This is a genomic window from Lysinibacillus sp. GW821-FHT14F06 (assembly GCF_058803665.1).
The window spans coordinates 24,275-50,889 of sequence record NZ_JBXAPF010000020.1 but is presented as its reverse complement, the minus strand read 5'-3'; the positions used below and the strand labels follow the sequence as shown (position 1 = coordinate 50,889).

Annotated in this window: 25 protein-coding genes and 2 other annotated features; of the genes, 1 reads left to right on the top strand and 24 read right to left on the bottom strand. The window is 38.4% G+C overall.

From position 1 onward, the window contains the following. Nucleotides 1–13: 13 nt before the first annotated feature. From rpsG to epsC (AC1RNS_RS16985), 22 genes are all read right to left on the bottom strand, one after another. The gene (gene rpsG, locus AC1RNS_RS17090) at nt 14–484 is read right to left on the bottom strand and encodes a 30S ribosomal protein S7 (RefSeq protein WP_010860612.1); all 471 of its coding nucleotides are present in this window, start codon (nt 482–484) and stop codon (nt 14–16) included. Between the two features lie 151 nt (nt 485–635). Next, on the bottom strand, nt 636–1,055 hold the full coding sequence (rpsL, locus tag AC1RNS_RS17085; RefSeq protein ID WP_010860613.1) for a 30S ribosomal protein S12: 420 nt from the start codon (nt 1,053–1,055) through the stop codon (nt 636–638). A 98-nt stretch (nt 1,056–1,153) separates the two neighbouring features. Continuing rightward, the gene (locus tag AC1RNS_RS17080; RefSeq protein WP_427546269.1) at nt 1,154–1,402 is read right to left on the bottom strand and encodes a ribosomal L7Ae/L30e/S12e/Gadd45 family protein; all 249 of its coding nucleotides are present in this window, start codon (nt 1,400–1,402) and stop codon (nt 1,154–1,156) included. A 138-nt stretch (nt 1,403–1,540) separates the two neighbouring features. Beyond that, nucleotides 1,541–5,227: a DNA-directed RNA polymerase subunit beta' gene (rpoC, locus tag AC1RNS_RS17075; protein ID WP_492994381.1), complete on the bottom strand. Its 3,687-nt coding sequence runs from the start codon at nt 5,225–5,227 to the stop codon at nt 1,541–1,543. Between the two features lie 165 nt (nt 5,228–5,392). Then, entirely contained in the window at nt 5,393–8,968 is a 3,576-nt protein-coding gene (gene rpoB, locus AC1RNS_RS17070; RefSeq protein ID WP_492994379.1) for a DNA-directed RNA polymerase subunit beta, read from the bottom strand. A gap of 242 nt (nt 8,969–9,210) precedes the next feature. Continuing rightward, nucleotides 9,211–9,813, bottom strand: coding sequence for a class I SAM-dependent methyltransferase (locus AC1RNS_RS17065; RefSeq protein WP_492994377.1), 603 nt, complete (start codon nt 9,811–9,813; stop codon nt 9,211–9,213). A 76-nt stretch (nt 9,814–9,889) separates the two neighbouring features. Next, entirely contained in the window at nt 9,890–10,252 is a 363-nt protein-coding gene (rplL, locus tag AC1RNS_RS17060) for a 50S ribosomal protein L7/L12 (RefSeq protein ID WP_427546261.1), read from the bottom strand. A gap of 72 nt (nt 10,253–10,324) precedes the next feature. Further along, complete coding sequence (gene rplJ / locus AC1RNS_RS17055; RefSeq protein WP_492994375.1) at nt 10,325–10,825, bottom strand: 50S ribosomal protein L10; 501 nt, start codon at nt 10,823–10,825, stop codon at nt 10,325–10,327. A gap of 32 nt (nt 10,826–10,857) precedes the next feature. Further along, nucleotides 10,858–11,004: a sequence feature (ribosomal protein L10 leader region), on the bottom strand. 66 nt (nt 11,005–11,070) lie between these two features. Continuing rightward, entirely contained in the window at nt 11,071–11,769 is a 699-nt protein-coding gene (gene rplA / locus AC1RNS_RS17050) for a 50S ribosomal protein L1 (protein ID WP_492994373.1), read from the bottom strand. 116 nt (nt 11,770–11,885) lie between these two features. Further along, on the bottom strand, nt 11,886–12,311 hold the full coding sequence (rplK, locus tag AC1RNS_RS17045; protein ID WP_004233593.1) for a 50S ribosomal protein L11: 426 nt from the start codon (nt 12,309–12,311) through the stop codon (nt 11,886–11,888). 228 nt (nt 12,312–12,539) lie between these two features. Next, nucleotides 12,540–13,073 carry a transcription termination/antitermination protein NusG gene (gene nusG, locus AC1RNS_RS17040; protein WP_283870079.1) on the bottom strand — a complete coding sequence of 178 codons (534 nt, stop codon included), beginning with the start codon at nt 13,071–13,073 and terminating at the stop codon, nt 12,540–12,542. Nucleotides 13,074–13,385: 312 nt separating this feature from the next. Beyond that, the gene (gene secE / locus AC1RNS_RS17035) at nt 13,386–13,571 is read right to left on the bottom strand and encodes a preprotein translocase subunit SecE (protein WP_323654736.1); all 186 of its coding nucleotides are present in this window, start codon (nt 13,569–13,571) and stop codon (nt 13,386–13,388) included. 48 nt (nt 13,572–13,619) lie between these two features. Continuing rightward, nucleotides 13,620–13,766 (bottom strand): 50S ribosomal protein L33, encoded by a 147-nt coding sequence (gene rpmG, locus AC1RNS_RS17030; RefSeq protein ID WP_075807303.1) that lies wholly within the window; start codon nt 13,764–13,766, stop codon nt 13,620–13,622. Between the two features lie 76 nt (nt 13,767–13,842). Next, complete coding sequence (gene sigH / locus AC1RNS_RS17025; protein WP_492994369.1) at nt 13,843–14,490, bottom strand: RNA polymerase sporulation sigma factor SigH; 648 nt, start codon at nt 14,488–14,490, stop codon at nt 13,843–13,845. Nucleotides 14,491–14,558: 68 nt separating this feature from the next. Further along, on the bottom strand, nt 14,559–15,071 hold the full coding sequence (locus AC1RNS_RS17020; RefSeq protein ID WP_492994367.1) for an NYN domain-containing protein: 513 nt from the start codon (nt 15,069–15,071) through the stop codon (nt 14,559–14,561). Between the two features lie 2 nt (nt 15,072–15,073). Next, on the bottom strand, nt 15,074–15,826 hold the full coding sequence (rlmB, locus tag AC1RNS_RS17015; RefSeq protein ID WP_492994365.1) for a 23S rRNA (guanosine(2251)-2'-O)-methyltransferase RlmB: 753 nt from the start codon (nt 15,824–15,826) through the stop codon (nt 15,074–15,076). Further along, nucleotides 15,826–16,245, bottom strand: a complete 420-nt coding sequence (locus AC1RNS_RS17010) for a Mini-ribonuclease 3 (RefSeq protein WP_492994363.1) — start codon at nt 16,243–16,245, stop codon at nt 15,826–15,828. Before AC1RNS_RS17010 ends, rlmB begins: the two co-directional genes overlap by 1 nt. Nucleotides 16,246–16,250: 5 nt before the next feature. After that, the gene (gene cysS, locus AC1RNS_RS17005; protein WP_492994361.1) at nt 16,251–17,651 is read right to left on the bottom strand and encodes a cysteine--tRNA ligase; all 1,401 of its coding nucleotides are present in this window, start codon (nt 17,649–17,651) and stop codon (nt 16,251–16,253) included. Nucleotides 17,652–17,689: 38 nt separating this feature from the next. Continuing rightward, entirely contained in the window at nt 17,690–18,298 is a 609-nt protein-coding gene (epsC, locus tag AC1RNS_RS17000; protein WP_492994359.1) for a serine O-acetyltransferase EpsC, read from the bottom strand. Nucleotides 18,299–18,542: 244 nt separating this feature from the next. Next, nucleotides 18,543–18,764: a binding site (T-box leader), on the bottom strand. Between the two features lie 50 nt (nt 18,765–18,814). After that, on the bottom strand, nt 18,815–20,275 hold the full coding sequence (gene gltX / locus AC1RNS_RS16995) for a glutamate--tRNA ligase (protein ID WP_492994358.1): 1,461 nt from the start codon (nt 20,273–20,275) through the stop codon (nt 18,815–18,817). A gap of 90 nt (nt 20,276–20,365) precedes the next feature. Beyond that, nucleotides 20,366–20,842 (bottom strand): 2-C-methyl-D-erythritol 2,4-cyclodiphosphate synthase, encoded by a 477-nt coding sequence (gene ispF / locus AC1RNS_RS16990; RefSeq protein WP_286925548.1) that lies wholly within the window; start codon nt 20,840–20,842, stop codon nt 20,366–20,368. A gap of 141 nt (nt 20,843–20,983) precedes the next feature. Then, complete coding sequence (gene epsC / locus AC1RNS_RS16985; RefSeq protein WP_492994357.1) at nt 20,984–21,925, bottom strand: serine O-acetyltransferase EpsC; 942 nt, start codon at nt 21,923–21,925, stop codon at nt 20,984–20,986. Nucleotides 21,926–22,454: 529 nt separating this feature from the next. On the opposite strand from epsC (AC1RNS_RS16985), the gene AC1RNS_RS16980 reads away from it, so the two are divergent. Further along, nucleotides 22,455–24,104, top strand: a complete 1,650-nt coding sequence (locus AC1RNS_RS16980) for an SWIM zinc finger family protein (protein ID WP_492994355.1) — start codon at nt 22,455–22,457, stop codon at nt 24,102–24,104. 532 nt (nt 24,105–24,636) lie between these two features. On the opposite strand, the gene ispD is transcribed toward AC1RNS_RS16980, so the two are convergent. Both ispD and AC1RNS_RS16970 read right to left on the bottom strand, forming a co-directional pair. Beyond that, entirely contained in the window at nt 24,637–25,332 is a 696-nt protein-coding gene (gene ispD / locus AC1RNS_RS16975) for a 2-C-methyl-D-erythritol 4-phosphate cytidylyltransferase (RefSeq protein WP_492994354.1), read from the bottom strand. Between the two features lie 11 nt (nt 25,333–25,343). Continuing rightward, nucleotides 25,344–26,429 (bottom strand): PIN/TRAM domain-containing protein, encoded by a 1,086-nt coding sequence (locus tag AC1RNS_RS16970; RefSeq protein WP_492994353.1) that lies wholly within the window; start codon nt 26,427–26,429, stop codon nt 25,344–25,346. Nucleotides 26,430–26,615 lie beyond the last annotated feature (186 nt).

Here is a 26,615-nt window from a genome sequence, read left to right as displayed (position 1 = left end):
CACATAGGTTAAATTACCAACGGTAGTGAGCGAATGCTTTGTTCGCTTCTGCCATTTTGTGCATATCTTCACGTTTCTTAACTGATGCACCAGTGTTGTTTGAAGCATCTAGGATTTCGTTAGCTAAACGCTCTTCCATAGTTTTTTCACCACGAAGACGAGAATAGTTAACTAGGTAACGAAGACCTAAAGTTGTACGACGTTCTGGACGTACTTCAACCGGTACTTGGTAGTTAGAACCACCAACACGGCGAGCGCGTACTTCAAGAACTGGCATTACGTTATTTAGAGCAGCTTCGAATACTTCAATTGGATTTTCACCAGAACGTTCTTTAACAATCTCGAACGCACCGTATAAAATCTTTTGAGAAGTACCTCTTTTACCATCAACCATCATTTTATTGATTAAACGAGTTACTAGTTTTGAACTATAAATTGGATCTGGTAACACGTCACGTTTGGAAACAGGACCTTTACGAGGCATGTGTTTTCCTCCTTTCGAATAGTTATCGATTTATTTTATAAAATTGGCCTTGTCGTATTTGTCGATCAAATATCAAAGCTGCTAGCAAGATTTGATATTTATGACAACTAGTTATGAGGCTCATTATTAAATAACGTGATTAAACGTTAAATTATTTTTTCTCTTTAGGGCGTTTTGTTCCGTATTTAGAACGTGATTGTAAACGACCGTTTACACCAGCTGTATCAAGAGCTCCACGTACGATATGGTAACGAACACCCGCTAAGTCTTTTACGCGTCCGCCACGGATAAGAACAACACTGTGCTCTTGTAAGTTGTGGCCTTCACCTGGGATATAAGCTGTAACCTCAATTTGGTTAGTTAAACGTACACGAGCGTATTTACGTAACGCTGAGTTTGGTTTACGAGGTGTCATTGTACCAACACGAGTACAAACACCGCGTTTTTGTGGAGACTTAACATCAGTTAAAGATTTTTTAAATGAGTTATATCCTTTGTTTAACGCTGGTGATTTTGATTTCGTGATTTTAGATTGACGAGGCTTACGTACTAATTGGTTAATTGTAGGCATCGGTATTTCCTCCCTTCATTTATTCCTTGTTAATACCACACATCCAGGTGGTTCATTTTTTGGGTAAAAACAAAGTCTTTGTGTTTTATACACAAAAACTACTCTACAGCAATAGCAACAACCGCTGCTCCAACGTGGATTCCACAGGCCTTGCCCAGTTCCTTTTTGGACTCAACAAGAATAACTGGCACACCGATTTCTCTCGCGAAAGTAATGGCCAAATCGGTTACCCAATTGTCTGCATCAAGTGCCACAAAAAGTTCTTTCACTGAACCATCGCGCATTGCTTTTACTGCTTGCTTTGTACCTATGATTGTTTTACTAGCCCTTACTTTATCATAAGACATTTGCATATCCTCCGAAGTACAGACAGTTAACTATCAACCTTCAATATATTATCATTACCAATTACCACTGTCAACTAATATCTTTAAAAAGTCCGAAGAGATGGGTTTTTACCATCTCTTCGGAGCTCATTTTAATAGTTATTCAGCAGAAATGGTTTCTTCTAAATCAAGCTCATCTTTTTCAATGCGGATTTGACGGTAACGTTGCATACCAGTACCTGCAGGAACAAGTTTACCGATAATTACGTTCTCTTTTAATCCTAGAAGTTCGTCACGTTTACCTTTAATTGCAGCATCTGTTAAGACACGAGTTGTTTCTTGGAATGATGCGGCAGATAAGAACGATTCTGTTTCAAGTGAAGCTTTTGTAATACCAAGAATTACAGGACGGCAAGTTGCAGGGTTTTTGCCGTTTATAACAGCATCTGCATTTGCCTCTGAGAATTGGTGGATATCTAGTAATGAACCAGGTAATAATTCTGTATCACCAGCTTCAATTACACGCACTTTACGAAGCATTTGACGTACCATTACTTCGATATGTTTATCTCCAATTTCTACCCCTTGCATACGGTATACTTTTTGTACTTCTTTTAACAGATACTCTTGAACTGTTGAAACGTCTTTAACTTTTAGTAATTGTTTTGGATCGATAGAACCTTCTGTCAATACCTGACCACGTTCTACAAAGTCGCCTTCTTGTACTTTCAGACGCGCATTGTAAGGTGCTGGGTATTTACGTGTTTCTACATCACCTTCAATTGTAATTTCTTTTAGACCTTCACGGATTTCAGTGATGTCTGAAACAGTACCCGCGATATCAGAAATAACTGATTGACCTTTAGGATTACGTGCTTCAAAGATCTCTTGGATACGCGGAAGACCTTGTGTAATATCATCCCCGGCAACCCCACCTGTATGGAATGTACGCATTGTTAACTGTGTACCTGGTTCACCGATTGATTGAGCCGCAATGATACCAACTGCTTCTCCAACTTCTACCTCTTCACCTGTTGCTAAGTTCATGCCGTAACATTTTTTACATACGCCATGTTTTGTATTACATGTAAATGCAGAACGAATTGTTACTTCTTCAATACCTAACTCAGTAATAATACGAGCGATATCTTGATCGATTAATCCGTCTTTTGCTAAAATCACTTCGCCTGTTTCTGGATGATAGATTGTTTTCTTCGTATGACGACCAACAATACGTTCGTCTAACGCTTCAATTAACTCTGTACCTTCCATTAACGCACCGATTGTTAAACCGCGGTCAGTTCCACAATCATCTTCACGAACGATAACATCCTGTGCTACGTCTACTAGACGACGAGTTAAGTAACCTGAATCGGCAGTTTTTAGGGCTGTATCGGCAAGACCTTTACGGGCACCATGTGTAGAGATGAAGTATTCCAATACCGTTAAACCTTCACGGAATGAAGATTTGATTGGAAGTTCAATGATACGACCAGCCGGATTGGCCATCAGACCACGCATACCTGCTAATTGTGTAAAGTTAGAGGCATTACCACGGGCACCTGAATCAGACATCATGAAGATTGGGTTTGTTTTCTCAAGTGATTTCATTAGTTTTGATTGGATTTCATCTTTCGCAGCACTCCAACTAGAGATAACACGGTCATAACGTTCTTCCTCTGTGATAAAACCACGACGGAATTGTGCTTGCACTTTATCTACTTTGTCTTGTGCTATTGCTAAAATATCGCCTTTATCTGGTAATACAACAATGTCAGAAACACCAACTGTAATACCAGCGCGTGTTGAATATTTGAATCCTAGATTTTTCATGCGGTCAAGCATTTTAGATGTTTCTGTAATATGGAAACGTTTAAATACTTCGGCAATGATATTTCCTAAGAATTTTTTACGGAACGGGTTCACAACTGGTACTGATGCAAAGTATTTGCGTAGTACAGCTGTACGTTGTGCATTAACTTTGCCCTTTTCATCAAGTGCATTATAAGTCGCATCAGCCTCAAGCTCTTTTAACGTTTCTTCGTCAATTGTTAAGTTAACAAAGAATTTGTCTGGTGTTTCTTGCTCTAAGTTGAAGTCAGTTGGCTCATTAATATACGGGAATGATTTAGGCAAGATTTCGTTAAAGATTACTTTCCCAACAGTTGTTAATAAGAATTTATTATTTTGTTCTTCTGTAAATCTTGGGTTGCTTAACGAGCTTGCTTTAATGGCAATACGAGTATGCAAGTGAACATGACCTGTATCATATGCAATTAACACTTCGTTTGGACCATAGAAAACAGAGCCTTCCCCTTGAGCACCTTCACGCTCAAGTGTTAAGTAATAGTTTCCTAATACCATATCTTGAGAAGGTGTTACAACTGGTTTACCGTCTTTCGGGTTAAGGATATTTTGTGCAGCAAGCATTAATAGACGAGCTTCTGCTTGTGCTTCAGCTGATAATGGTACGTGAACCGCCATTTGGTCACCATCGAAGTCAGCGTTGTAAGCTGTACATACCAATGGATGAAGACGAATAGCACGACCTTCAACTAATGTTGGTTCGAACGCTTGAATACCAAGACGGTGAAGTGTAGGTGCACGATTCAGTAACACTGGATGCTCACGAATTACATCTTCTAAAACGTCCCATACGTCGTTGTTTAAACGTTCGATTTTACGTTTAGCAGATTTAATATTATGAGCAAGACCACGTTCAACTAATTCTTTCATAACAAATGGCTTGAATAACTCAATAGCCATTTCTTTTGGTAGACCACATTGGTACATTTTTAAGTTTGGACCTACTACAATAACGGAACGACCAGAGTAGTCAACACGTTTACCTAGTAAGTTTTGACGGAAACGACCTTGTTTACCTTTCAGCATATGTGAAAGTGATTTTAGCGGACGATTACCTGGACCTGTTACAGGACGACCACGACGACCGTTATCAATCAATGCATCAACAGCTTCTTGTAACATACGTTTTTCATTTTGAACGATAATGCTTGGAGCACCAAGGTCTAGTAAACGTTTTAAACGGTTGTTACGGTTGATTACACGACGATATAAATCGTTTAAATCAGAAGTAGCAAAACGACCACCATCTAATTGCACCATTGGACGAAGCTCTGGTGGAATAACAGGTAGTACATCTAAAATCATCCATTCAGGTGAGTTACCTGAGTTACGGAAAGATTCAACAACTTCTAGACGTTTAATGGCACGCGTACGACGTTGACCTTGTGCAGACTTCAGCTCTTCTTTTAAAGATTGAGTTTCATCTTCAAGATCAATTTTACCTAATAATTTCTTAATTGCTTCTGCACCCATAGATGCTTCGAATGTGTTACCGAATTTTTCACGATATGCACGATACTCTTTTTCAGAAAGTAGTTGTTTGCTTTCTAAGTTTGTTGCACCTGGCTCAATAACAACATACGATGCAAAGTAAATTACCTCTTCTAATGCACGTGGGGACATATCTAAAATAAGACCCATACGGCTAGGAATACCTTTGAAGTACCAGATATGAGAAACTGGTGCTGCTAATTCGATGTGACCCATACGTTCACGACGTACTTTAGCACGTGTTACCTCAACACCACAACGATCACAAACTACGCCTTTATAGCGTACACGTTTGTACTTACCACAATGACATTCCCAGTCCTTTGTTGGGCCGAAAATACGCTCACAGAATAAACCATCTTTTTCTGGTTTTAATGTACGATAGTTAATTGTTTCTGGTTTTTTTACTTCACCGTATGACCAAGAGCGAATCTTGTCAGGAGAAGCTAAACCAATTTTCATATATTCAAATTCATTAACGTCTATCAAGGAGCCTACCTCCCTCTAGTATAGGTCTTTATAAAGACTCTTTTACGCAGCTCGACAATCGTTTGCAAAAAATGTACTTCTTTGACAAAAGATTAAAATAGTTATTCATTAAAAAAGAAAAAGTCGGACAGGGCATTAAATCCTGCCCGACTGATTTGAAATTAATTATTCAAATGACTCTACTGGCTCTTCTTCTTTTTCTACATTTGGTGCAATGTTAAGAGCATCAGCTGGCTGAAGATCTTCTTCTTCGTCTAAATCACGAAGCTCTACTTCTTCGTCATTGATTGTTAACATTTTTACATCCATACCTAGAGATTGAAGTTCTTTAATCAATACTTTGAATGATTCAGGAACGCCTGGCTCTGGTACACTTTCACCCTTAACGATTGCTTCGTATGTTTTCACACGACCAACAACATCATCGGATTTAACTGTTAAGATTTCTTGAAGTGTGTAAGCAGCACCGTATGCTTCAAGTGCCCATACCTCCATCTCACCAAAGCGTTGTCCACCGAACTGTGCTTTACCACCAAGCGGTTGTTGTGTAACAAGTGAATAAGGGCCTGTTGAACGTGCGTGAAGTTTATCATCAACCATGTGAGCAAGTTTAATCATATACATGATACCTACTGATACACGGTTGTCAAACGGTTCACCTGAACGTCCATCATACAAGATTGTTTTACCATCACGGTTCATACCAGCTTCTTCCATCGTTTCCCAAACATCTTCCTCGTTGGCACCATCGAATACTGGTGTTGCCATATGAACGCCTAGGTAACGAGAAGCCATACCTAAGTGTAGTTCTAAAACTTGTCCGATATTCATACGAGATGGTACACCAAGTGGATTTAACATAATATCGACAGGCGTTCCGTCTGGCATGAATGGCATATCTTCTTCTGGTAAGATACGAGAGATAACCCCTTTGTTACCGTGACGTCCGGCCATTTTATCCCCAACACGTATTTTACGTTTTTGAACAATATAAGCACGAACTAATTGGTTAACACCTGGTGGTAATTCATCGCCATCTTCACGATTAAATACCTTCACGTCAAGAATAATACCGCCTGCACCATGTGGTACACGTAATGAAGTATCACGAACTTCACGCGCTTTTTCACCGAAGATCGCATGTAATAAGCGTTCTTCTGCTGTTAATTCTGTAACCCCTTTAGGCGTTACTTTACCTACAAGAATATCACCGTCACGTACCTCAGCACCAATGCGGATGATTCCACGTTCGTCTAAATTACGAAGTGCATCTTCCCCAACGTTTGGAATATCACGTGTGATTTCTTCAGGTCCTAATTTTGTATCACGAGACTCTGATTCATATTCTTCAATATGAACAGATGTATAAACATCGTCTTTTACAAGGCGTTCGCTCATGATAACAGCATCCTCATAGTTAAAGCCATTCCATGTCATGAACGCAACAAGTACGTTACGACCAAGAGCAAGTTCACCTTTTTCCATAGAAGGACCATCCGCTAAAATGTCACGAGGCTTCACACGTTCGCCAACTTTAACAAGTGGACGTTGGTTGTATGAAGTACCTTGGTTTGAACGAATGAATTTTTGTAATTTATATTTTGTTAAATCGCCTTTAACCTCTTTACCTTCAACGACTTCAATTCGGCGAACATGGATAGAGCGAGCTTCGACATGCTCAACGATACCGTCATATTTCGCTACAACAGCTGCACCTGAATCACGCGCATCAACATGTTCCATACCAGTACCAACGAATGGCGCTTCTGGGTTAAGAAGAGGAACCGCTTGACGTTGCATGTTGGCACCCATAAGTGCACGGTTAGAGTCATCGTTTTCTAAGAACGGGATACATGCAGTCGCAGCCGAAACTACTTGTTTTGGTGAAACGTCCATGTAGTCCATTTGCGTTTTATTGAATACTGTATTATCTCCACGGAAACGACCTACTACTTCATCATTCGCAAATGTACCATCAGGATTTAAAGGTGAATTCGCTTGTGCTACATAGTAGTTATCTTCTTCGTCGGCTGTTAAGTAGTCAATTTGATCCGTTACTTTACCTGTTTCGTGGTCAATACGACGATAAGGTGTTTCAATGAATCCAAATTTATTAACTTTGGCAAATGAAGATAATGAGTTAATTAAACCAATGTTCGGACCCTCTGGCGTTTCAATTGGACACATACGACCATAGTGAGAGTAGTGAACGTCACGCACTTCGAAACCTGCGCGCTCACGTGTTAAACCACCTGGCCCTAATGCTGAAAGACGGCGTTTATGTGTTAACTCTGCCAATGGGTTTGTTTGGTCCATGAACTGTGATAATTGAGAGCTACCAAAGAACTCTTTAATTGACGCAATTACTGGACGAATATTAATTAATTGCTGTGGTACAATAGCAGCTGTATCGTTAATGGACATACGCTCTCGTACAACACGCTCCATACGAGATAAACCGATTCGGAATTGATTTTGTAATAACTCCCCAACAGAGCGCAGACGACGATTGCCTAAGTGGTCAATATCATCTGTAGCCCCTACATGGTACAGTAAGTTAAAGAAGTAACTTACAGAAGCTAATACATCAGCAGGCGTGATATTTTTCACTTCCTCATCAATATACGCATTACCAATAATATTGATTTCTTTTTGTGCTTCATCTTTTGGTGCATAAATTTTAATAGATTGGATTGTTACATCATCTTCAAGCACTCCACCAACTTGTGATAAAGCACGGTAACCAATACCTTTAGATGAATCCTCAAGGAAAGGTAAGATTTTATCTAACGTACGACGATCAAGAACTGTACCCTTCTCTACTAAAATTTCGCCTGTTTCTGGGTCTACAAGCGTTTCAGCAATCGTTTGGTTAAATAAACGATTTTTAATATGAAGCTTTTTATTCATTTTATAGCGACCAACATTCGCTAAATCATAGCGTTTTGCATCAAAGAAGCGAGAGAATAATAAGCTCTTTGCACTTTCAACTGTTGGTGGCTCACCTGGACGTAAACGTTCATAGATTTCTAAAAGTGCTTTTTCTGTACTTTCAGAGTTATCCTTTTCTAACGTATTACGTAAATACTCGTTATCACCAATAATATCGATAATTTCTTGGTCTGAACCAAACCCTAATGCACGAAGTAACACTGTTACTGGTAGCTTACGAGTACGATCTATACGTACATACACTACATCCTTTGCATCAGTTTCATATTCTAACCACGCACCGCGGTTTGGAATAACTGTAGCTCCAAAACCTTTTTTACCGTTTTTATCAGTTTTATCATGGAAATACACACTCGGTGAACGAACTAATTGTGAAACGATTACACGTTCAGCACCATTGATAATGAACGTACCTGTTTCAGTCATTAATGGGAAATCGCCCATGAATACATCTTGTTCTTTCACTTCGTCTGTTTCTTTGTTGTAAAGACGTACTTTCACACGTAATGGAGCCGCGTAAGTAACATCTCGCTCTTTACACTCATCGACATCATACTTAGGATCTCCTAAAGAATAATCAATGAATTCTAATGAAAGATTGCCTGTAAAGTCCTCGATCGGCGAAATGTCACGGAACATTTCACGTAAACCTTCTTCAAGGAACCACTCGTAAGACGCCGTTTGAATCTCAATCAGATTTGGAAGCTCAAGCACCTCTTTAATACGCGCAAAGCTTCTACGCTGGCGGTGTTGTCCATACTGAACTAGTTGACCTGTCAACTCATTCACCCCTCAATAAAGCGATATTAGGTCTTTGCAAAATCATACAAATAGTGTATGATTTCGAAAGACAAAAAGAAAACGAGTCTTCAAAAAGATCTCATTTTCGGTTAACTAAACTTTTCTTGGCAAGTATACCCATATTAAAACAATCATATACAAAAAGGGCACACGACCTCAAAATAATATTTTTGCATTGTATCATATTATCATAGCCAATTTGTCAAGTCAATATTTTATACATATTTCATTTATTTTTTTGCACATACTATCCAATACCCTTTTTTCTTCTCCACAACATCGACTTCAGAAAATTTTTCTTCTAAGTAACTTACCGTTGATGGCGCACCTTGTTTTTTCTGAATTACTACCCACAGCTCACCAGATGACACTAACTTATCGTAAGCTCCATCGTAAAAACGGAAAATTGTTTCTTTCCCTGCGCGAATTGGAGGATTGGTTAAAATAGCTGCGGCTTTTACATCCTTGTCAACCATCGATAGTCCGTCACTCACAAATATTCGTACATTTTGAACACCGTTTACTTGCGCATTTTTTTGCGAGAGTGCAACTGCACGCTCGTTTATATCCATCATAAAAACAGTACGATCTGGATTTGCTTTGGCAATCGATAAACCGATTGGTCCATACCCACACCCCACATCAAAAATTGCACCATCAATATCAGGCATTTGAAAAGCATCTATTAACACACGGGATCCAAAATCTACTTCGCTTTTACTAAAAACACCTGCATCCGTCTCAAAGGAAAACGAATGTCCCAATAATTTGAATGTCCAGTGGCAAGGTTTACTTTCAGCTTGAGGCTTATTTGTATAATAGTGATCTGCCATTTTCACGCCTCCTCAGAATGAAGAAAAAAGCTCGCCAAAATGACGAGCTTTCCTTTTGTTAAAAAGTAACGCGAGATTACTTAACTTCTACAGAAGCGCCAACTTCTTCAAGTTTAGCTTTGATTTCATCAGCTTCATTTTTAGAGATGCCTTCTTTAAGAGCTTTAGGAGCGTTATCAACTACTTCTTTAGCTTCTTTAAGACCTAATCCAGTGATTTCACGAACCACTTTGATTACTTTGATTTTTTCTGCACCAGCAGATGCTAATACTACATCAAATTCTGTTTTTTCTTCAGCAGCGCCAGCAGCACCACCAGCAACTACTGCTACAGGAGCTGCAGCTGTTACACCGAATTCTTCTTCGATAGCTTTTACTAAATCGTTTAATTCAAGAACTGTCATAGCTTTGATAGCTTCTAAGATTTGCTCTTTATTCATTATAATTTCCTCCTAAATTGGATAATATTTGTTTTCGCGGGTTAAGCCGCAGAAGTTATGATGCGTATGAAATTATGCACCTTGCTCTTCTTTTTGTTCTGCAACAGCTTTTGTTGCAAGTGCGAAGTTACGCACTGGAGCTTGAAGTACAGATAAAAGCATTGAAAGAAGACCTTCGCGTGACGGAAGTTCTGCAAGTGCTTTAACATCTTCAACTGAAGAAACAGTACCTTCAATAATACCTGCTTTAATTTCTAAAGCGTCATTTTTCTTTGCGAACTCGTTGATGATTTTAGCAGGAGCTATTACATCTTCGTTTGAGAACGCAATTGCGTTAGGACCAACTAATACGTCGTTGATTCCTTCAAGACCAGCAGCTTCAGTAGCACGACGAGTTAATGTATTTTTGTATACTTTGAACTCAACGCCAGCTTCACGAAGTTGTTTACGAAGCTCTGTCACTTGTGTAACATTAAGACCACGGTAATCCACAACCACTACAGAAGCAGCGTTTTGGAATTTTTCAGTAATCTCTTGAACTTGTACTTGTTTGTTTTCGATTGCTTTGCTCATTATGACACCTCCTATAAGAATGGGTCATTTATACCGACAAAAGAAAAGCCTCTGGGTCAAAATAGACACAGAGGCTGAAAGTCATCATCTTTAAATAAGAATCCGAATTCCGATGTCCTCGGTAGGAACATTAAGTGACAAGTCACTCCTACTGTCTACGGTACAAATGGATGATTCACAACAGCAAACATCATATCATAGATACAAGGTCACTGTCAATATATTTATATAAAAAGTTAAATTAATTATTTCACTACTACATTAGAAGCATCGATTTTAACAGCTGGACCCATTGTAGTTGTAACGTTTACAGATTTCATGTAAGTACCTTTAGCTGCAGCAGGCTTTGCTTTTTGTACTACATCAAATACAGTTACGAAGTTTTCTACTAATTTTTCTGCTGCAAAAGAAACTTTACCAATTGGAGCGTGGATGATACCAGCTTTATCAGCACGGTATTCTACTTTACCAGCTTTAATTTCCTCGATTGCTTTTGTTACATCGAAAGTAACTGTACCAGTTTTAGGGTTTGGCATTAAGCCTTTAGGTCCTAAAACGCGTCCAAGTTTACCAACTTCACCCATCATGTCAGGTGTTGCTACGATTACATCGAAATCAAACCAACCTTGTTGGATCTTTTGGATGTACTCTGCATCGCCTACATAATCAGCACCAGCTGCTTCAGCTTCTTTAAGTTTTTCACCTTTAGCGAATACTAATACACGTTGAGTTTTACCAGTACCGTTTGGTAGTACTACAGCACCACGGATTTGTTGGTCGTTTTTACGAGTATCAATACCTAGACGAAAAGCAACTTCTACAGTAGCGTCGAAGTTTACTGTGCTAGTTTTTTGAGCAAGTTCAATTGCCTCTTGTGCGCTGTAAAGTGTGTTACGATCGATTAATTTTGCTGCATCTTGCAGTTTTTTACCTTTTTTAGCCATTATATAATTCCTCCTTGATTGTGGTTGTAGCGGATTTTACCTCCCACGAATAAAGGTTGCGCGTTCACAAAGAAACTTCGCAACCTTCCAAAAAACAAAACATCAAGTAACAGGGATTAGTCTTCGATAACAATTCCCATGCTTCGTGCAGTACCTTCAACCATTAACATAGCAGCTTCTACTGAAGCAGCGTTAAGGTCTGGCATTTTAGTTTCAGCGATTTCGCGAACTTTATCACGTTTAACCGTTGCCACTTTTTTACGGTTTGGTTCACCAGATCCAGATTGGATACCAGCTGCTACTTTAAGTAGAACTGCTGCAGGTGGAGTTTTTGTAATGAAAGTGAAAGAACGGTCTTCGAATACTGAAATTTCAACTGGAATAATAAGACCAGCTTGATCAGCCGTACGTGCATTGAATTCTTTACAGAATCCCATGATATTCACACCTGCTTGACCTAATGCAGGACCAACCGGCGGAGCTGGATTTGCTTTACCAGCAGGGATTTGAAGTTTTACAACTTTAATAACTTTTTTAGCCACGAGACACACCTCCTTAAGTCCGTGATGTGGTAATTGGGTTGCCCCTCCCACTCAATATCTGTCTGTCAGCTAAGTGCCGATAACATTAAAATTATCATTGCAGACGTCAAACCAAAGTATGACAGTCTGACCTATGAAATAATACCACTTTTAATTTTTTTAAGCAAGTAGTAATTTACAAAATCTGCGAAACATACATCTAAGTATTTTACAATGCTGTTACTTACATTAGATTTTTTGTATTTGTTCAAAATTTAGTTCCATAATTGTTTCGCGACCAAACATATCAACAGACACTTTCACTTTTCCTTTTTCAGTGTCAATTTCTTCAACACGTCCTTGGAAGTGTGCAAAAGGTCCTTCTAATACTTCAACAGCCTCTCCCACAGAAATATCCACTTCTACAACTTTGTCAGACATACCCATTTGTTGCAGTAGACGATCCGCTTCTTCTGGTAATAAAGGTGTTGGTTTTGCACCACCACCTGACGAACCGATAAAGCCCGTTACACCTGGTGTATTACGCACAACATACCAAGAGTCATCCGTCATGATTAGTTCTACTAATACATACCCAGGGAAAACTTTGCGCATCATTGTACGTTTTTTTCCATCCTTCATTTCTGTTTCCTCATGTTCAGGCACGATTACACGGAAAATCTTATCTTGCATCCCCATTGTTTCAACACGTTTTTCTAGGTTTGCTTTTACACGATTTTCATACCCTGAATACGTATGAACAACATACCAATTTTTCTCCATAACTACTAGGACTTCTCGTCCGTCCCTCCCTTACAAATAAAAGTGAAAATGAATCGCAAAATGCTAAGCACCCATCACTCTTTTCACAAACTACTCATTAGAAAAACATAGCTTTCGCTAATAGCTAGCGAAAGCCTGATGATATATACCGAAAATAGCATAGTCATCTATGGCTACGCTCATACTCTCACTCGTAGCCTACTTAATCATAATGAGAATATTTTACTGTTGTTTTCTTCATAAAACAAACGAAAAAACCCGTTATTGCATTGGACGGGCTATTTCAGAAGTATTAACATGCTATTTACTAAATTATAAATCTAAGTACCAGCGGAATAATGATGAAATACCTAAGTCTACTAACACAAAAAATAAAGCCATAATTACAACAGTTGAAATTACAACGACTGTATATTTCGTCAGTTCTTTACTTTTTGGCCAGCTTGTTTTGCGCATTTCCGACATTACATTGCTGAAGAAGTCTTTAATCTTGCCCATTCTAGCCTAACCTCCGAATCAATCATATCTGTCTATTTACAAATTATTTTATAGCGTTTGTTTATGCACTGTATGTTCATTGCAATGCGAGCAAAATTTTTTTAATTCAAGGCGTACGGTTGAGCCTTCTTTAGCTGGAAACGTGTAATTTCTCGACCCGCATTTTTCACAATTTAACACGACTTTTTTTGCCATATAATCACCTTTTCGGCACTTTGTCTTTTAAAGACTAACACCTAAAATTGTCAATGTCAATAAAGGTATGCAATCGTTAGGACATTTCCTCAAGGACTAAATGCTTCTCTAATTTACGCTTTACTCTTTGCAATGCATTATCAATGGACTTTACATGGCGATTTAATTTAGCAGAAATCTCATGATAAGATTGCCCATCTAAGTATAAGGCTAGTACTTGTAATTCTAATTCACTTAAAATCTCACTCATCTTTTCTTCTAAATAGCCAAACTCTTCTCTATGAATCATCAATTCTTCTGGATCATCCATAATAGCGCCTGTTAACACATCCATTAACGTACGATCTGATTCTTCATCAAAAATTGGCTTGTCCAAGGACACATAAGAATTAAGCGGAATATGCTTTTGTCTAGTTGCAGTTTTAATAGCTGTAATAATCTGCCTTGTAATACACAGCTCAGCAAATGCTCTAAAAGAAGCCAGCTTATCTCCTTTAAAATCTCGTATCGCTTTATACAAGCCAATCATACCTTCTTGCACAATGTCTTCCTTATCAGCTCCAATTAAAAAATAGGATCTTGCCTTCGCTCTTACTAATAAACGGTATTTCGTAATTAAATAATCTAACGCATCTGTATTACCTTGATGCACCATTTCAATAAGTTCTTCATCATTGAATCGTTCAAAATCTTGTGTCACTTGTACAATGCTATTTTTAAACATGGTATCACCTCAGCCACAACAGATAATTAGGAACAGTATAACGGAATTGGAAAATATGCGTCAATCAATCATTTCAAGCCACGTCGCCATTTTTCAAAGGCTAATGCCACATCTGGCTTTAACTCTATACGAGAAGGTGGCTTGCTATCTTGTTTCCGCTTCACATCATGTGAAATTTTTTGTTGAATTATGCCCATATCAATCTCGAGCTCTCTTGCGGACTTTCGTAAAGCACCATTACCAAAAATAACGCTTTGCTCCGCCATATCAGAAGTTGCTACATAAATTTGAACATTTCTAGCTTTTAGTTCATGTGTCATTTTTTCAATACGCTCATCTGCTGTTTCGTTTTTCCGTGTATAAATGACTTCCACATCATTTTCTATATAAGATTGCTCCACACCTGGTACAAGATGTGCGTCAAAAACAATAATGACACGCCATCCCATTGCTGCCTTATACTCGGCCATCAACTCACTCAATCTTCTACGCGCATCTGCAAAATTCGCATCACGTAATGGCCGCAGCTCCTTCCAAGCCCCAATCATATTATAGCCGTCAACAAGCAAAATGTTTTTCATGCCTACTCAATCGCTTCTTGACGTTTACGATACACTTCGTACATTAAGAGTGCAGCAGCTACTGATGCATTTAGTGATGTGACATGCCCAACCATTGGTAGATGGTACAAAAAGTCACATTTCTCTTTTAGCAGGCGACCCATTCCTTTGCCTTCACTACCAATAATAATAGCAAGCGGTAATGTAGCATCCATTTTTCGATAGTCTGCAGAACCCTTTGCATCTGTACCAGCTATCCATACACCTCGTTCTTTAAGTTCATCGACTGTCTGAGCAAGGTTATTCACACGTACTACAGGTACATGCTCAATAGCTCCTGTCGAAGCCTTTGCCACCACTGCCGTTAAGCTTACTGAACGACGCTTTGGTATGATAATCCCATGTGCTCCTATCGCATCCGCAGTTCGCATAATAGAACCTAGATTATGGGGGTCCTCCAGCTCATCTAATATTAAAAAAAATGGATCCTCCTGTTTTTTTACTGCTGCAGCAAATAGATCCTCTAGCTCTGCATATTTATATGCTGCAACGGAGGCAACAATTCCTTGGTGATTAGCATCTGATAATTGATCGACCTTTTTTTTCGGGACAAATTGAACAATGACACCACGTTCTCGCGCTAAATCAAGTAATTCATTTACACCTGATTTTTTCACACCTTCTGCAATCCATACTTTATTCATATCACGGCCTGAACGAAGTGCTTCTAACACTGGGTTTTTACCGGCAATTATTTCACCATTTTGCTCTACCATTATTTCGACACTCCTTTCGATTCCTCGATTATTTGAATAGCGTATGCAATGATTTCATAAACGCGTTCTAGTTCATTTAACAAATACAAACTTCCAAGCACAGCCTCAAAACCTGAGCTATTACGATATGTTTGAACATCTGTATTTTTTGGCACAGAGCCGGATTTGGCATTGCGTCCACGACGGAACACAGCCAATTCCTCCTCTGTTAAAAAGCTTTCCTCTATCATCCGATGAACAATCATAGATTGCGCTTTTGCTGACACATAATGTGTCGCTTCTCTATGAAGCGTGTTTGGTTTGACACGGCCAGCGCGTAGTAAATGCTCACGAACCTTTTGTTCTAAAACAGCATCTCCCATATAGGCTAACGCTAGCGCATTCAATTGTTTAACATCTTCGTTACGGAGTTTATCCAAGTTACTTACCCTCGTTTCCATCTAGTTCCTTGTCGCGTATCTTCTAAAATGATACCTTGCGCTTGCAAATGGTCACGAATTTCATCTGAACGGGCAAAATCACGGTTTTTACGTGCCTCTACACGCTCTTGTAAAAGTGCTTCAATTTCTTCATCTAACAGCTCTTCTTCTTTAGCAAACTCAATACCTAAGACGTCACCTAGCGCCTCAAAAGTTTCCATAAAATGCGATAATACTTTTTCATTAGTGTTTGTTTCATTTAAATAAATATTAGCAATACGAGCTAATTCGAACAATACAGAAATACCATTGGCTGTATTAAAATCATCATTCATTGCTTCTTCAAAATGAGCTTTTTGTTCCTCAATTTTTTCAAGCCATTGTTCTGAATGATCACCTAAGCTAGCAGTAGCTGTTAATCGATGCTTGATATTGTTGTAAGCAGTTAGGATTCGTTCTAATCCAGTTGCAGCAGCATCCACTAAATCTTTTGAAAAGTTGATCGGGTGACGATAGTGCACAGAAAGCATAAAGAATCTTAAAATTTGTGGGTTAATTTGTTTGCGGATATCATTGACAAGTATAAAATTCCCTAGAGATTTGGACATCTTTTCATTGTCAATATTAATATACCCATTGTGCATCCAATAACGCGCAAATGTCTTATCATTATGAGCTTCAGATTGAGCAATTTCATTTTCGTGATGCGGGAATGTTAAATCTTGACCACCAGCATGAATATCAATTGTATCTCCCAGATGCTCTCTAGCCATTACAGAGCACTCTATATGCCAGCCAGGACGACCTTTTCCCCATGGACTCTCCCAGTAAATTTCACCTGGTTTAACAGCTTTCCATAAAGCAAAATCTAATGCATCGTCTTTCTTCTCACCAGCTTCAATACGAGCACCGATTTTTAAATCATCAACTGATTGATGGGACAATTTACCGTACCCATTAAATTTACGCGTTCGATAGTACACATCACCAGCAGACTCATAAGCATAACCCTTATCCATTAACACTTGAATGAATTCAATGATATCATCCATATGGTCTGTAACACGTGGATGCACGTCAGCTTTTTTACAGCCTAAAGCTATAACATCTTCAAAATATGCGTTAATAAAGCGCTCTGTTAATTCATGAACTTCTTCACCCAGCTCGTTAGCAGCCTTTATAATTTTGTCATCTACATCTGTGAAATTTGATACAAACTTCACAGCATACCCTTTGTACTGAAAATATCGGCGTACGGTATCATAGACAATTACAGGTCGTGAATTCCCAATATGAATATAGTTATAAACCGTGGGACCACAAACGTACATTTTCACTTTGCCTTCTTCTAGCGGTACGAAAGGTTCTTTTTGTCGTGTTAATGAGTTAAAGATTTGTATACTCATCGTGTTTCTCTCTCCTTTTGTAAGCGTTCGATCTCTTGTTACAAGGTAGCAATCTGCTTCTCGAAAACTTGACAACGTTCTTCTACTAGATCAGGTATATTTTGATGGTCAAGTTTTTTCTCTAGACGAATTCCATCCTTAATTACTATTTTACCAGGTATACCGACAACTGTAACATTTGGTGGCACTTCTTTTAAAACAACTGAGCCTGCGCCAATTTTACTATTTTCACCAATTGTAATCGAGCCTAATACTTTTGCGCCTGTTGCCACAAGTACATTATCCTCTAATGTCGGATGACGTTTTCCTTTTTCTTTACCTGTACCGCCTAAAGTCACACCTTGATATAAAGTTACATTATCGCCAATTTCACATGTTTCACCAATCACAACGCCCATCCCATGATCTATGAAGAAACGTCGACCAATCTTCGCCCCAGGATGAATTTCAATTCCAGTGAAGAAGCGACTAATTTGTGAAATTGTACGGGCTATAAAATAAAAACGCTTTTTAAAGAACCAGTGAGCAACTCGATGCGCCCAAGTAGCGTGCAGCCCCGAATATGTTAGCACAACTTCAAACATACTGCGCGCAGCTGGATCATTTTCAAAAATGGTTTCTACATCTTCCTTCATTCTTTTAAACACAAAAACCCCCCCTTTTCTTTTTAATTTGCCTTGATCCTTTGAAATTTTCACATAATCAATTGCATCCTTGGACTTTGAAATACTGTGCTGATGTTGATTGCTCTACAGAGTTAACTAGAAGAACAAACGCATTTTATATCAATTAAGCCCTAGCGTAATTGTAGCTGCCGCTATGCTTTCGATACAAAAAACATTTGCTGAATAAAGATAAACAAAAAACGTCCCCATCATTCCCAAAAGGAATGACAGAGACGCTAAATTTAAATTGCGCGGTTCCACTCTGATTGAAGGCATAGCCCTCCACTCTGGACGTTCTGTAACGGGAACGAATCGATAAAGCCTACTATTGTTCAGCCTTATGCTCAAAGGTGCATTTCAGTTTTGCCTAGGCTCAGACCACTTTCAGCCGGTGATGGTCCTCTCTTTAGAGCATGCGCCACTTACTTCTCCTTATCAACGCTTTCTCAATGTAAATTCATTTTACAACGAACTAATAAATTGTCAATAAAATTCTATTTATTGTGCAAATTTTTCTACGCGGTCAATTGCTTTCTCTTTACCAATTAAACAAATAGCATTCGGAAGCTCTGGGCCATGCGTTTCTCCAGTTGTGACAACGCGGATCGGCATAAATAAATTTTTACCCTTATGACCTGTCGCTTTTTGCACAGCTTTAATAGCAGCTTTTACTGCATCTGGTGTAAATTCTTCTAACTCTTCAAGCTGTGACTTAAATGCTGCCATGACCTCAGGTACTTGCTCACCCGCTAAAACAGCTTTTGCTTCTTCATCATATTCAATATGATCGTTAAAAAATAGGCTGGATAAATCTACTATTTCAGCACCAAAGCTCATTTGTTCATGGTACAGTGCAATTAAATCTGTTGCCCATGCATGTTGTTCTGGTGTCAACTCTTCTGCTAATAAGCCCGCTTTTTGTAAGTGAGGTAGAGATAATGCCACCACTTCTTCTAAAGATAATTTTTTAATGTATTGGTTATTCATCCATGTAAGTTTTTGTTTATCAAACATAGACGGTGATTTTGATAGGCGTTTCTCATCAAAAATTTTAATAAATTCTTCTTTAGAGAAAATCTCTTCTTCCCCTTCTGGAGACCAGCCAAGTAATGCAAAGAAATTGAACATTGCCTCAGGAAGGTAACCTAAATCTTTATATTGCGTTACGAATTGAATAATGGATTCATCACGTTTTGATAATTTTTTACGATTTTCATTAATGATTAATGTCATATGGCCAAAGGTTGGATACTCCCAGCCAAATGCATCAAAAATCATCATTTGTTTTGGTGTGTTAGATAAATGCTCCTCACCACGGAAAACATGAGAGATTTCCATGAAGTGATCATCTAGAACTACAGCATAGTTATATGTTGGAATACCGTTTGCTTTAACAATTACCCAGTCACCAATATCTTTTGATTCAAATGTAACTTGTCCACGTACTAAATCCTCAAACTCATAAGTTACATTCTCAGGTACACGCATACGTATTGTATAAGTTTCACCAGCAGCCTCTTTAGCAGCAACTTCCTCTGCTGATAAATGACGACAAGTACCGTCATACGTTGGCGCAGCTACTCCTCGTGCCTTTTGCTCTTCACGAGATGCTTCTAATTTTTCAGAAGAACAGAAGCATTTATAAGCGACGCCCTGCTCTAAAAGCTTTTCAGCATGCTCTTTATAAATATCAAGACGCTCCATTTGACGATAAGGTGCGTATGGTCCACCAATATCGATGGATTCATCGTATTCAATACCTAACCATTTTAGGTTATCTAGCTGAGATGCTTCTCCGCCCTCTACATTACGCTCAATATCTGTATCCTCAATACGTACGATGAATTTACCGTTATGATGTTTTGCATATAAATAATTGAATAACGCTGTACGCGCTCCACCGATATGTAAGTAACCAGTAGGGGATGGCGCGTAACGAACACGAACTTCTTTCGCCATAATTAAAAGCCTCCTAAATTTTCGATCAAAAATTGACTTTGTTCATTTTACCACTCTGCTACAGGAAATAAAAGCGCTGATAGCCTGCTTTTACTTCTTAATCAATAGAATTGTCGCCATTGCGGCAATCCCTTCCTCACGACCTGTAAAACCTAATCGTTCAGTTGTTGTCGCCTTGACATTAACTTGTGAAGGCTCTGCGTTCAACAATTCAGCAATACGATTTTGCATTTGCTCAATATACGGTGCCATTTTAGGTCGCTGCGCCATGATAGTGCAATCAACATTACCTAGAACATACCCTTTATCCTCAACAATTTTCCAGATGTGCTCTAATAATTTTGCTGAATCTGCATCTTTAAATGCAGGGTCTGTATCTGGAAAGTGTCGACCAATATCTCCTTCTCCAATAGCCCCTAATGCTGCATCTGTTACAGTATGTAATAAAACATCTGCGTCAGAATGGCCTACTAACCCTTTTTCATGAGGAATTGTTATACCTCCGATAATTAATGGACGTCCTTCTTCAAATGCGTGTACGTCAAATCCTTGTCCAACTCGAAACATATTCATCTTCCTTTAATTAATATTTATCATTATCATATCAAAGTTTGCCAAAGGGTGTTTGAAAAGCGCTTTAATAATTATCCTCCTCTAGCAGTAAGAGGCAGTTTAGAAAGCTATACTCCCTAGACTGCCCAACGTTTTTTAAATATGATACTCTATATTTTTCATTTGACTATTGCTAATATTCGGTGATGGCTGTGAATTGTAAACACGCGAATAAGGGGGAACAGAATGTGTTAGCCAAATATTGCTCCCTAAGACGGAATCATGCCCAATCGTCGTCTCGCCCCCTAAAATCGTAGCACCAGCATAAATGACAACATTGTCCGCAATATTCGGATGACGCTTAATGCCCTTAATCGGATTACCATTTTCATCTAACGGGAAGCTTAATGCACCTAATGTTACACCTTGATAAATTTTCACATTCTTTCCGATAGTACAAGTTTCACCTATGACGACACCTGTTCCGTGGTCAATAAAGAATGATTCCCCTATGGTAGCCCCCGGATGAATATCGATACCAGTTAATCGATGCGCATATTCTGACATAATACGAGGTACAATTTGTACGCCCATCTCATATAGCTCATGCGCGATTCGGTGAATATAAACAGCCACAATAGATGGATAGCTTAACAAAATTTCTTCTGTGGAAAGAGCTGCTGGGTCACCATTATATGCCGCTTGAATATCTGTTTGTAAAACTTGGCGAATGGCAGGAAACCGATTAATCAAATCCATAACAATTTTATCTGCTTGTTCACGACAATACTTCTCGCAATTGGCAGGATCACGGTCCTCCATATTATAAAACAATACTTTTTCGATAATATCCCGTAATTCTAATGCTGTTTCACGCAGCTTATTACTGCAAACTACATTCACCCTTGTTTCATCAATAGGCTTTGTCGTATAAATGCCCGGAAACAGTACTTCATGAAAATTATCTATTATTTTAAAAACACAATCTCGTCCAACAAAGCCTATTGAATTGTCAACGTCGATGTACTGTTTATTTATACTAGTTAATGAACCTGTAATTTCTGGAACCTTTTGATTTAACCATTCATTTAATGACACAATAAACACCCCTTACATCTTTTTCATCTATTCTATTACCTTATTAAACATATATCCACTATTTCATTTTACACGTAAAAATCCCTTTCTTGATCGTTTTGAAACTCTTAGTATACAAGGAGTCACGCTGACTCCACTCCAATCAACAAGTATTTTATTAAAATGTCATCCCTAACTTTTGATGATGATCCATATTATGTAATATATTCTGAGCACAAAAATGTCTTTTTCAAAGGGTATACTTAGACACAACGAAGGTTTTTCATCAAAATTTCATCGAGTTCATTTTTCTTTCACCAAAAAATATAATTGAGACAAAAAAAGAATCGCATTTAGCCAAATTGTCAAATGCGATATAACATATTTTTAAATAAGCACCCTATCGATTTTGGCAAATGACCTTTTTATCGTTTAAAAATTATTGTGCAAAAAAATCAACACGTATCCTCCAATACTCTTCATACTATATACCCTTTGCCCATCATTTTTGATATCCTTGTTCTAAAGGCATAACAAAATGGGGGTTTCCATGAACATTAACACTTTCCAAAAACAATTCAACAAAACCATTTTAAAACGTGGACTCGATTATTATACAAACGGCCTTGTAGAGGATATCGTACAAATTGACGAACATAATTGGCAAGCTGAAGTCGCTGGCTCATCTACATACATTGTCGATATACGCACGAATAAGAAAGGAGATATTTTATATGCTGATTGTGATTGCCCCTATGATGATGATTGCAAACATATCGCTGCCGCCTTATATGCAATTCAGCATCAGCAGGGCACTACCTCAGTACAAACAACAGCCAAACCATCGCTTCAACAATTATTGCAATCACAAACGAAAGAACAATTAGTAGAAATCATTATGAAAGTAGGGAAAAATCACCCTACCTTTATAAAAGAGTTGGAGATACTCATCACAGCACCGGATGATGCTTTAAATGCTGCTGAAAAGTTAATCGTACATCATATCAATGCCGTCCAAGATCACCGCAGCGGTTTCATTCCATGGAACCAATCGTCTAAAGCATTACGGGGAGTCAAAACGATACAATGTCACATCGGAGAACACATCGAAAATGGTGAATATTTCACTGCCATTCAACTTAGCCTACTCTGTTTCCAACATACATTCGATGCTTTACACTATAGTGACGACTCAAATGGTGATTTCGGTGATTCTATAGAAGAAAGCCTAGCATTTATTGAAGACGCCATTAGGGAGGGTGGAGATGTTTGGAATACAGAGCAGTATGAAACAGTGTATGAATTAATTATAAAAGAAGCGATGCATACAGATTTAGACGGCTGGCCGGACTGGCGTATATCCTTCCTCCAATCATGCATTCCTTTATGCCACGATGATGCGATCGAAAAGAAATACGTTGCCCTCCTACATTCTCTTAGTACACAAGGAGATAGTTGGAGTGCTAATTATATGAATAAACAACTAAAAGAATTGCAATTCCAAATAATATCCTCCAAATATAGCAACGAAGATGTGGAGAAGTTTTTAGAGCAAAATATAGAAGATGCAGGTATGCGTGAACGGGTTATTTTATCTGCTATAGAGCAAGGTGATTATGCAAAAGTATTGCAACTTTCTCAAGATGGTCAAAAACACAACCATGATTTCTCAGGAATCGTGAATAAATGGAAGCGCTATGCCTTTACAGCGCATAAAGCATTAGATAATAAAGAAGATATGCACGAATTAGCCTTACAGTTATTGTTGGGCGGTGACAACGAATATTATGACGAATTCAAAAAACTCCATTCAGCACAGCAATGGTCAAAAACATTCAACCAACTACTAGAGCAATTAAAAAAGCACAATCCCTACTTTTATGCCACACTCATTGTAGAGGAAAAACAATACGCACACATTCTGGACTATTGCAAAGAACGACCAATGCGAATCGAACAGTACTATCCACATATTAGAGAGCATTATTACGAAGAAGTTTGCGCACTTTTCATCGATACCGTTACTTCAAGCGCAAAGCAAGCATCCGACCGCAGACGCTATCAAGAAGTTTGCCGTACTATTACAATCATGCGTAAAGCCGGCTATGTGCTCGAAGCAACCCAACTAATTGCAGATCTACTACAAACCTATCCAAAACGCCGTGCTTTTGTGGATGAATTGCGGAAGTTGAAGTGTTGAGCAAGGACAACTTGCAAATAAAGAAGAGTAAACCACTAAATAGAGTCTTTTTCTTTTTTTATAGGACTGTCGAGTGATCATAATTGTGTAGGTGTTCCTGTTTTTCGTCTTAAATATAATTGGATAAACATAGCATAAAAGGGGCTTTATTCGACTAACACCCACCATCATAATTTTGGAAATAGCCACCTCACTATGGCACAAGATGGCTATTTCTTTTTGTTTTGATGAAACAAACGACTTATTTACTTAATCTTCTCTAATTCCTTATTTATACTAACCGATCTTCCTCTCACAGCCATAGTATTCAATACTCGTTCTGAGTACATTTCCATCTTCTATGGGGAAGCGATGGTTTTTGCGCTACATGGATGGTTAACAGGGCTTTGGTTCAATAAAGGTAAACAGATTGATCGAGCTTTTTTATAAATGGATTCATTTAATTTATGATTAAGTCAATGTTCTTGTGAAATTATTAATCAAACTTTAATTTCAAGCTACAGTTAAATATTAAATATATAAATAATATTTCTTAAAGATTGCATGATCCACGCTTACGCAAGATTGCCTCACCAAATACTAAGTCTTCTTGCGTCGTCATTTTTACATTTTCATAACTACTTTCTACGATGTGTACTTGGTGTCCAAGACGCTCCATCAACATCGCCTCATCTGTACCGAGAAAACCTACTTTTTCAGCTATGTCCTCCGCTTCCATAATTAACTCAAAACGGAATGCTTGTGGTGTTTGCACCATCCATAGGCTTTCGCGATCAACCGTTTCCTCAATAATGCCATTCGTTGATACTTTTTTCATCGTATCCTTCGCTCGAACCCCTGCAATAGCTGCACCGAATTCATGTGCGCTTTGTACAAGATTAGCGATAATATCATGTGTAATAAAAGGGCGTGCTGCATCGTGTACAAGCACAATATCTACCTGTTGCATCTCTTTCATACACGAATGAACCGAATGTTGACGCTCAGCACCACCATCAGGCAAGCCCTTCACTTTTGTAATTTCAAATTGCTCTAGCAGTTTTTGAATATGCGCACGTTCTTCTGGTTTTACAGCCAGCCAAATACCTGTGCAAGATGGATCTTGCTGAAACACTTCTAGCGTGTGTATCAGAATAGGCTTCTCCAAAAGTTTTAGAAATAATTTATTTTGCCCTGCACCCATGCGCTTTCCACTTCCTGCTGCAGGTAGAACTACTTCATATTGCATTTTCTCACATCCTAATCGTCCTTCGGCTTCGCAAATATCATACGACCTGCTGATGTTTGCAGCACACTCGTTACTGTAACTGTAATTGCCTGTCCGATATAACTACGCCCACCTTCAACCACAATCATTGTGCCATCGTCTAAATATGCCACTCCCTGATTATGCTCTTTACCATCCTTAATAACCATCACTTGCATATTCTCTCCAGGGATAACAACAGGCTTCACAGCATTTGCTAAGTCGTTGATGTTTAAGACTCTTACTTGGTGTAACTCGCATACTTTATTAAGATTGAAGTCATTTGTAACAATTTGTGTATCATTGCTCATTTTCTTTGCCAGACGCACTAATTTTAAGTCAACTTCCTGCACATCCTCAAAATCCTCTTCGGATATTTCCACCTTCGTCATACGCTCATCTTGCAATTTTTTTAAAATATCTAAACCACGACGACCTCTTGTACGTTTTAAAGTATCAGAGGAGTCTGCGATATGTTGAAGCTCTGTAAGCACAAATTGAGGAACGACTAATATACCTTCTATAAAACCTGTTTCAGAAATATCCGCAATACGACCATCAATAATAACACTTGTATCTAGCAGCTTATAGCTCCCTTTTACTTCTTGGGCTTCTACACCCTCTATTAGTTTTTTCTTTGTATTGTTACCACGCAATGTAAAGAGCTGGATTAATTCATCGCGTTTCTTAAAGCCCACACGAAATCCTAAATAGCCGAGTACAAAGGACATGATAATCGGTAAAATCTCTGAAACGAATCCCAGTTGAACACTTTCAATGGCAAAGCCTAAGAAATAGGCAACAATCAGTCCAATTATAAGCCCAAGCGTACCAAATAATAAGTCTCCAACAGGTACCTTAAATAGCACCTCTTCCATCCAGCCAATGAGTCGCACAAAATAATCTGAAAAGGCAAACGATAATGTAAATAATAAAATTGCACCTAAAGCTACTGATACATAGGGATTATCAAGCCAAGGATTAGAAGATAAATGAAGCAATTTGTATAATGGCGGTAAGAAAACAAAGCCTAATGCTCCCCCAATCAGTAAAAAGGCAATTTGAACAAATTTTTTCATAAGCTGTCACCTCCAATTCTTAGCTATAATTATACATAGTTTACTGTAGAAAATCCTTCATGAGCCTAACAACCCCCGTTAAATTTCTTTTCTTTGTAACAGCTAACAACACCTTCAAAAAAAGGTGGAAATAATGGGGTTTTCTTTAATCAAAAATACCAGCTAGAACGGTGTAAATAGAGACAT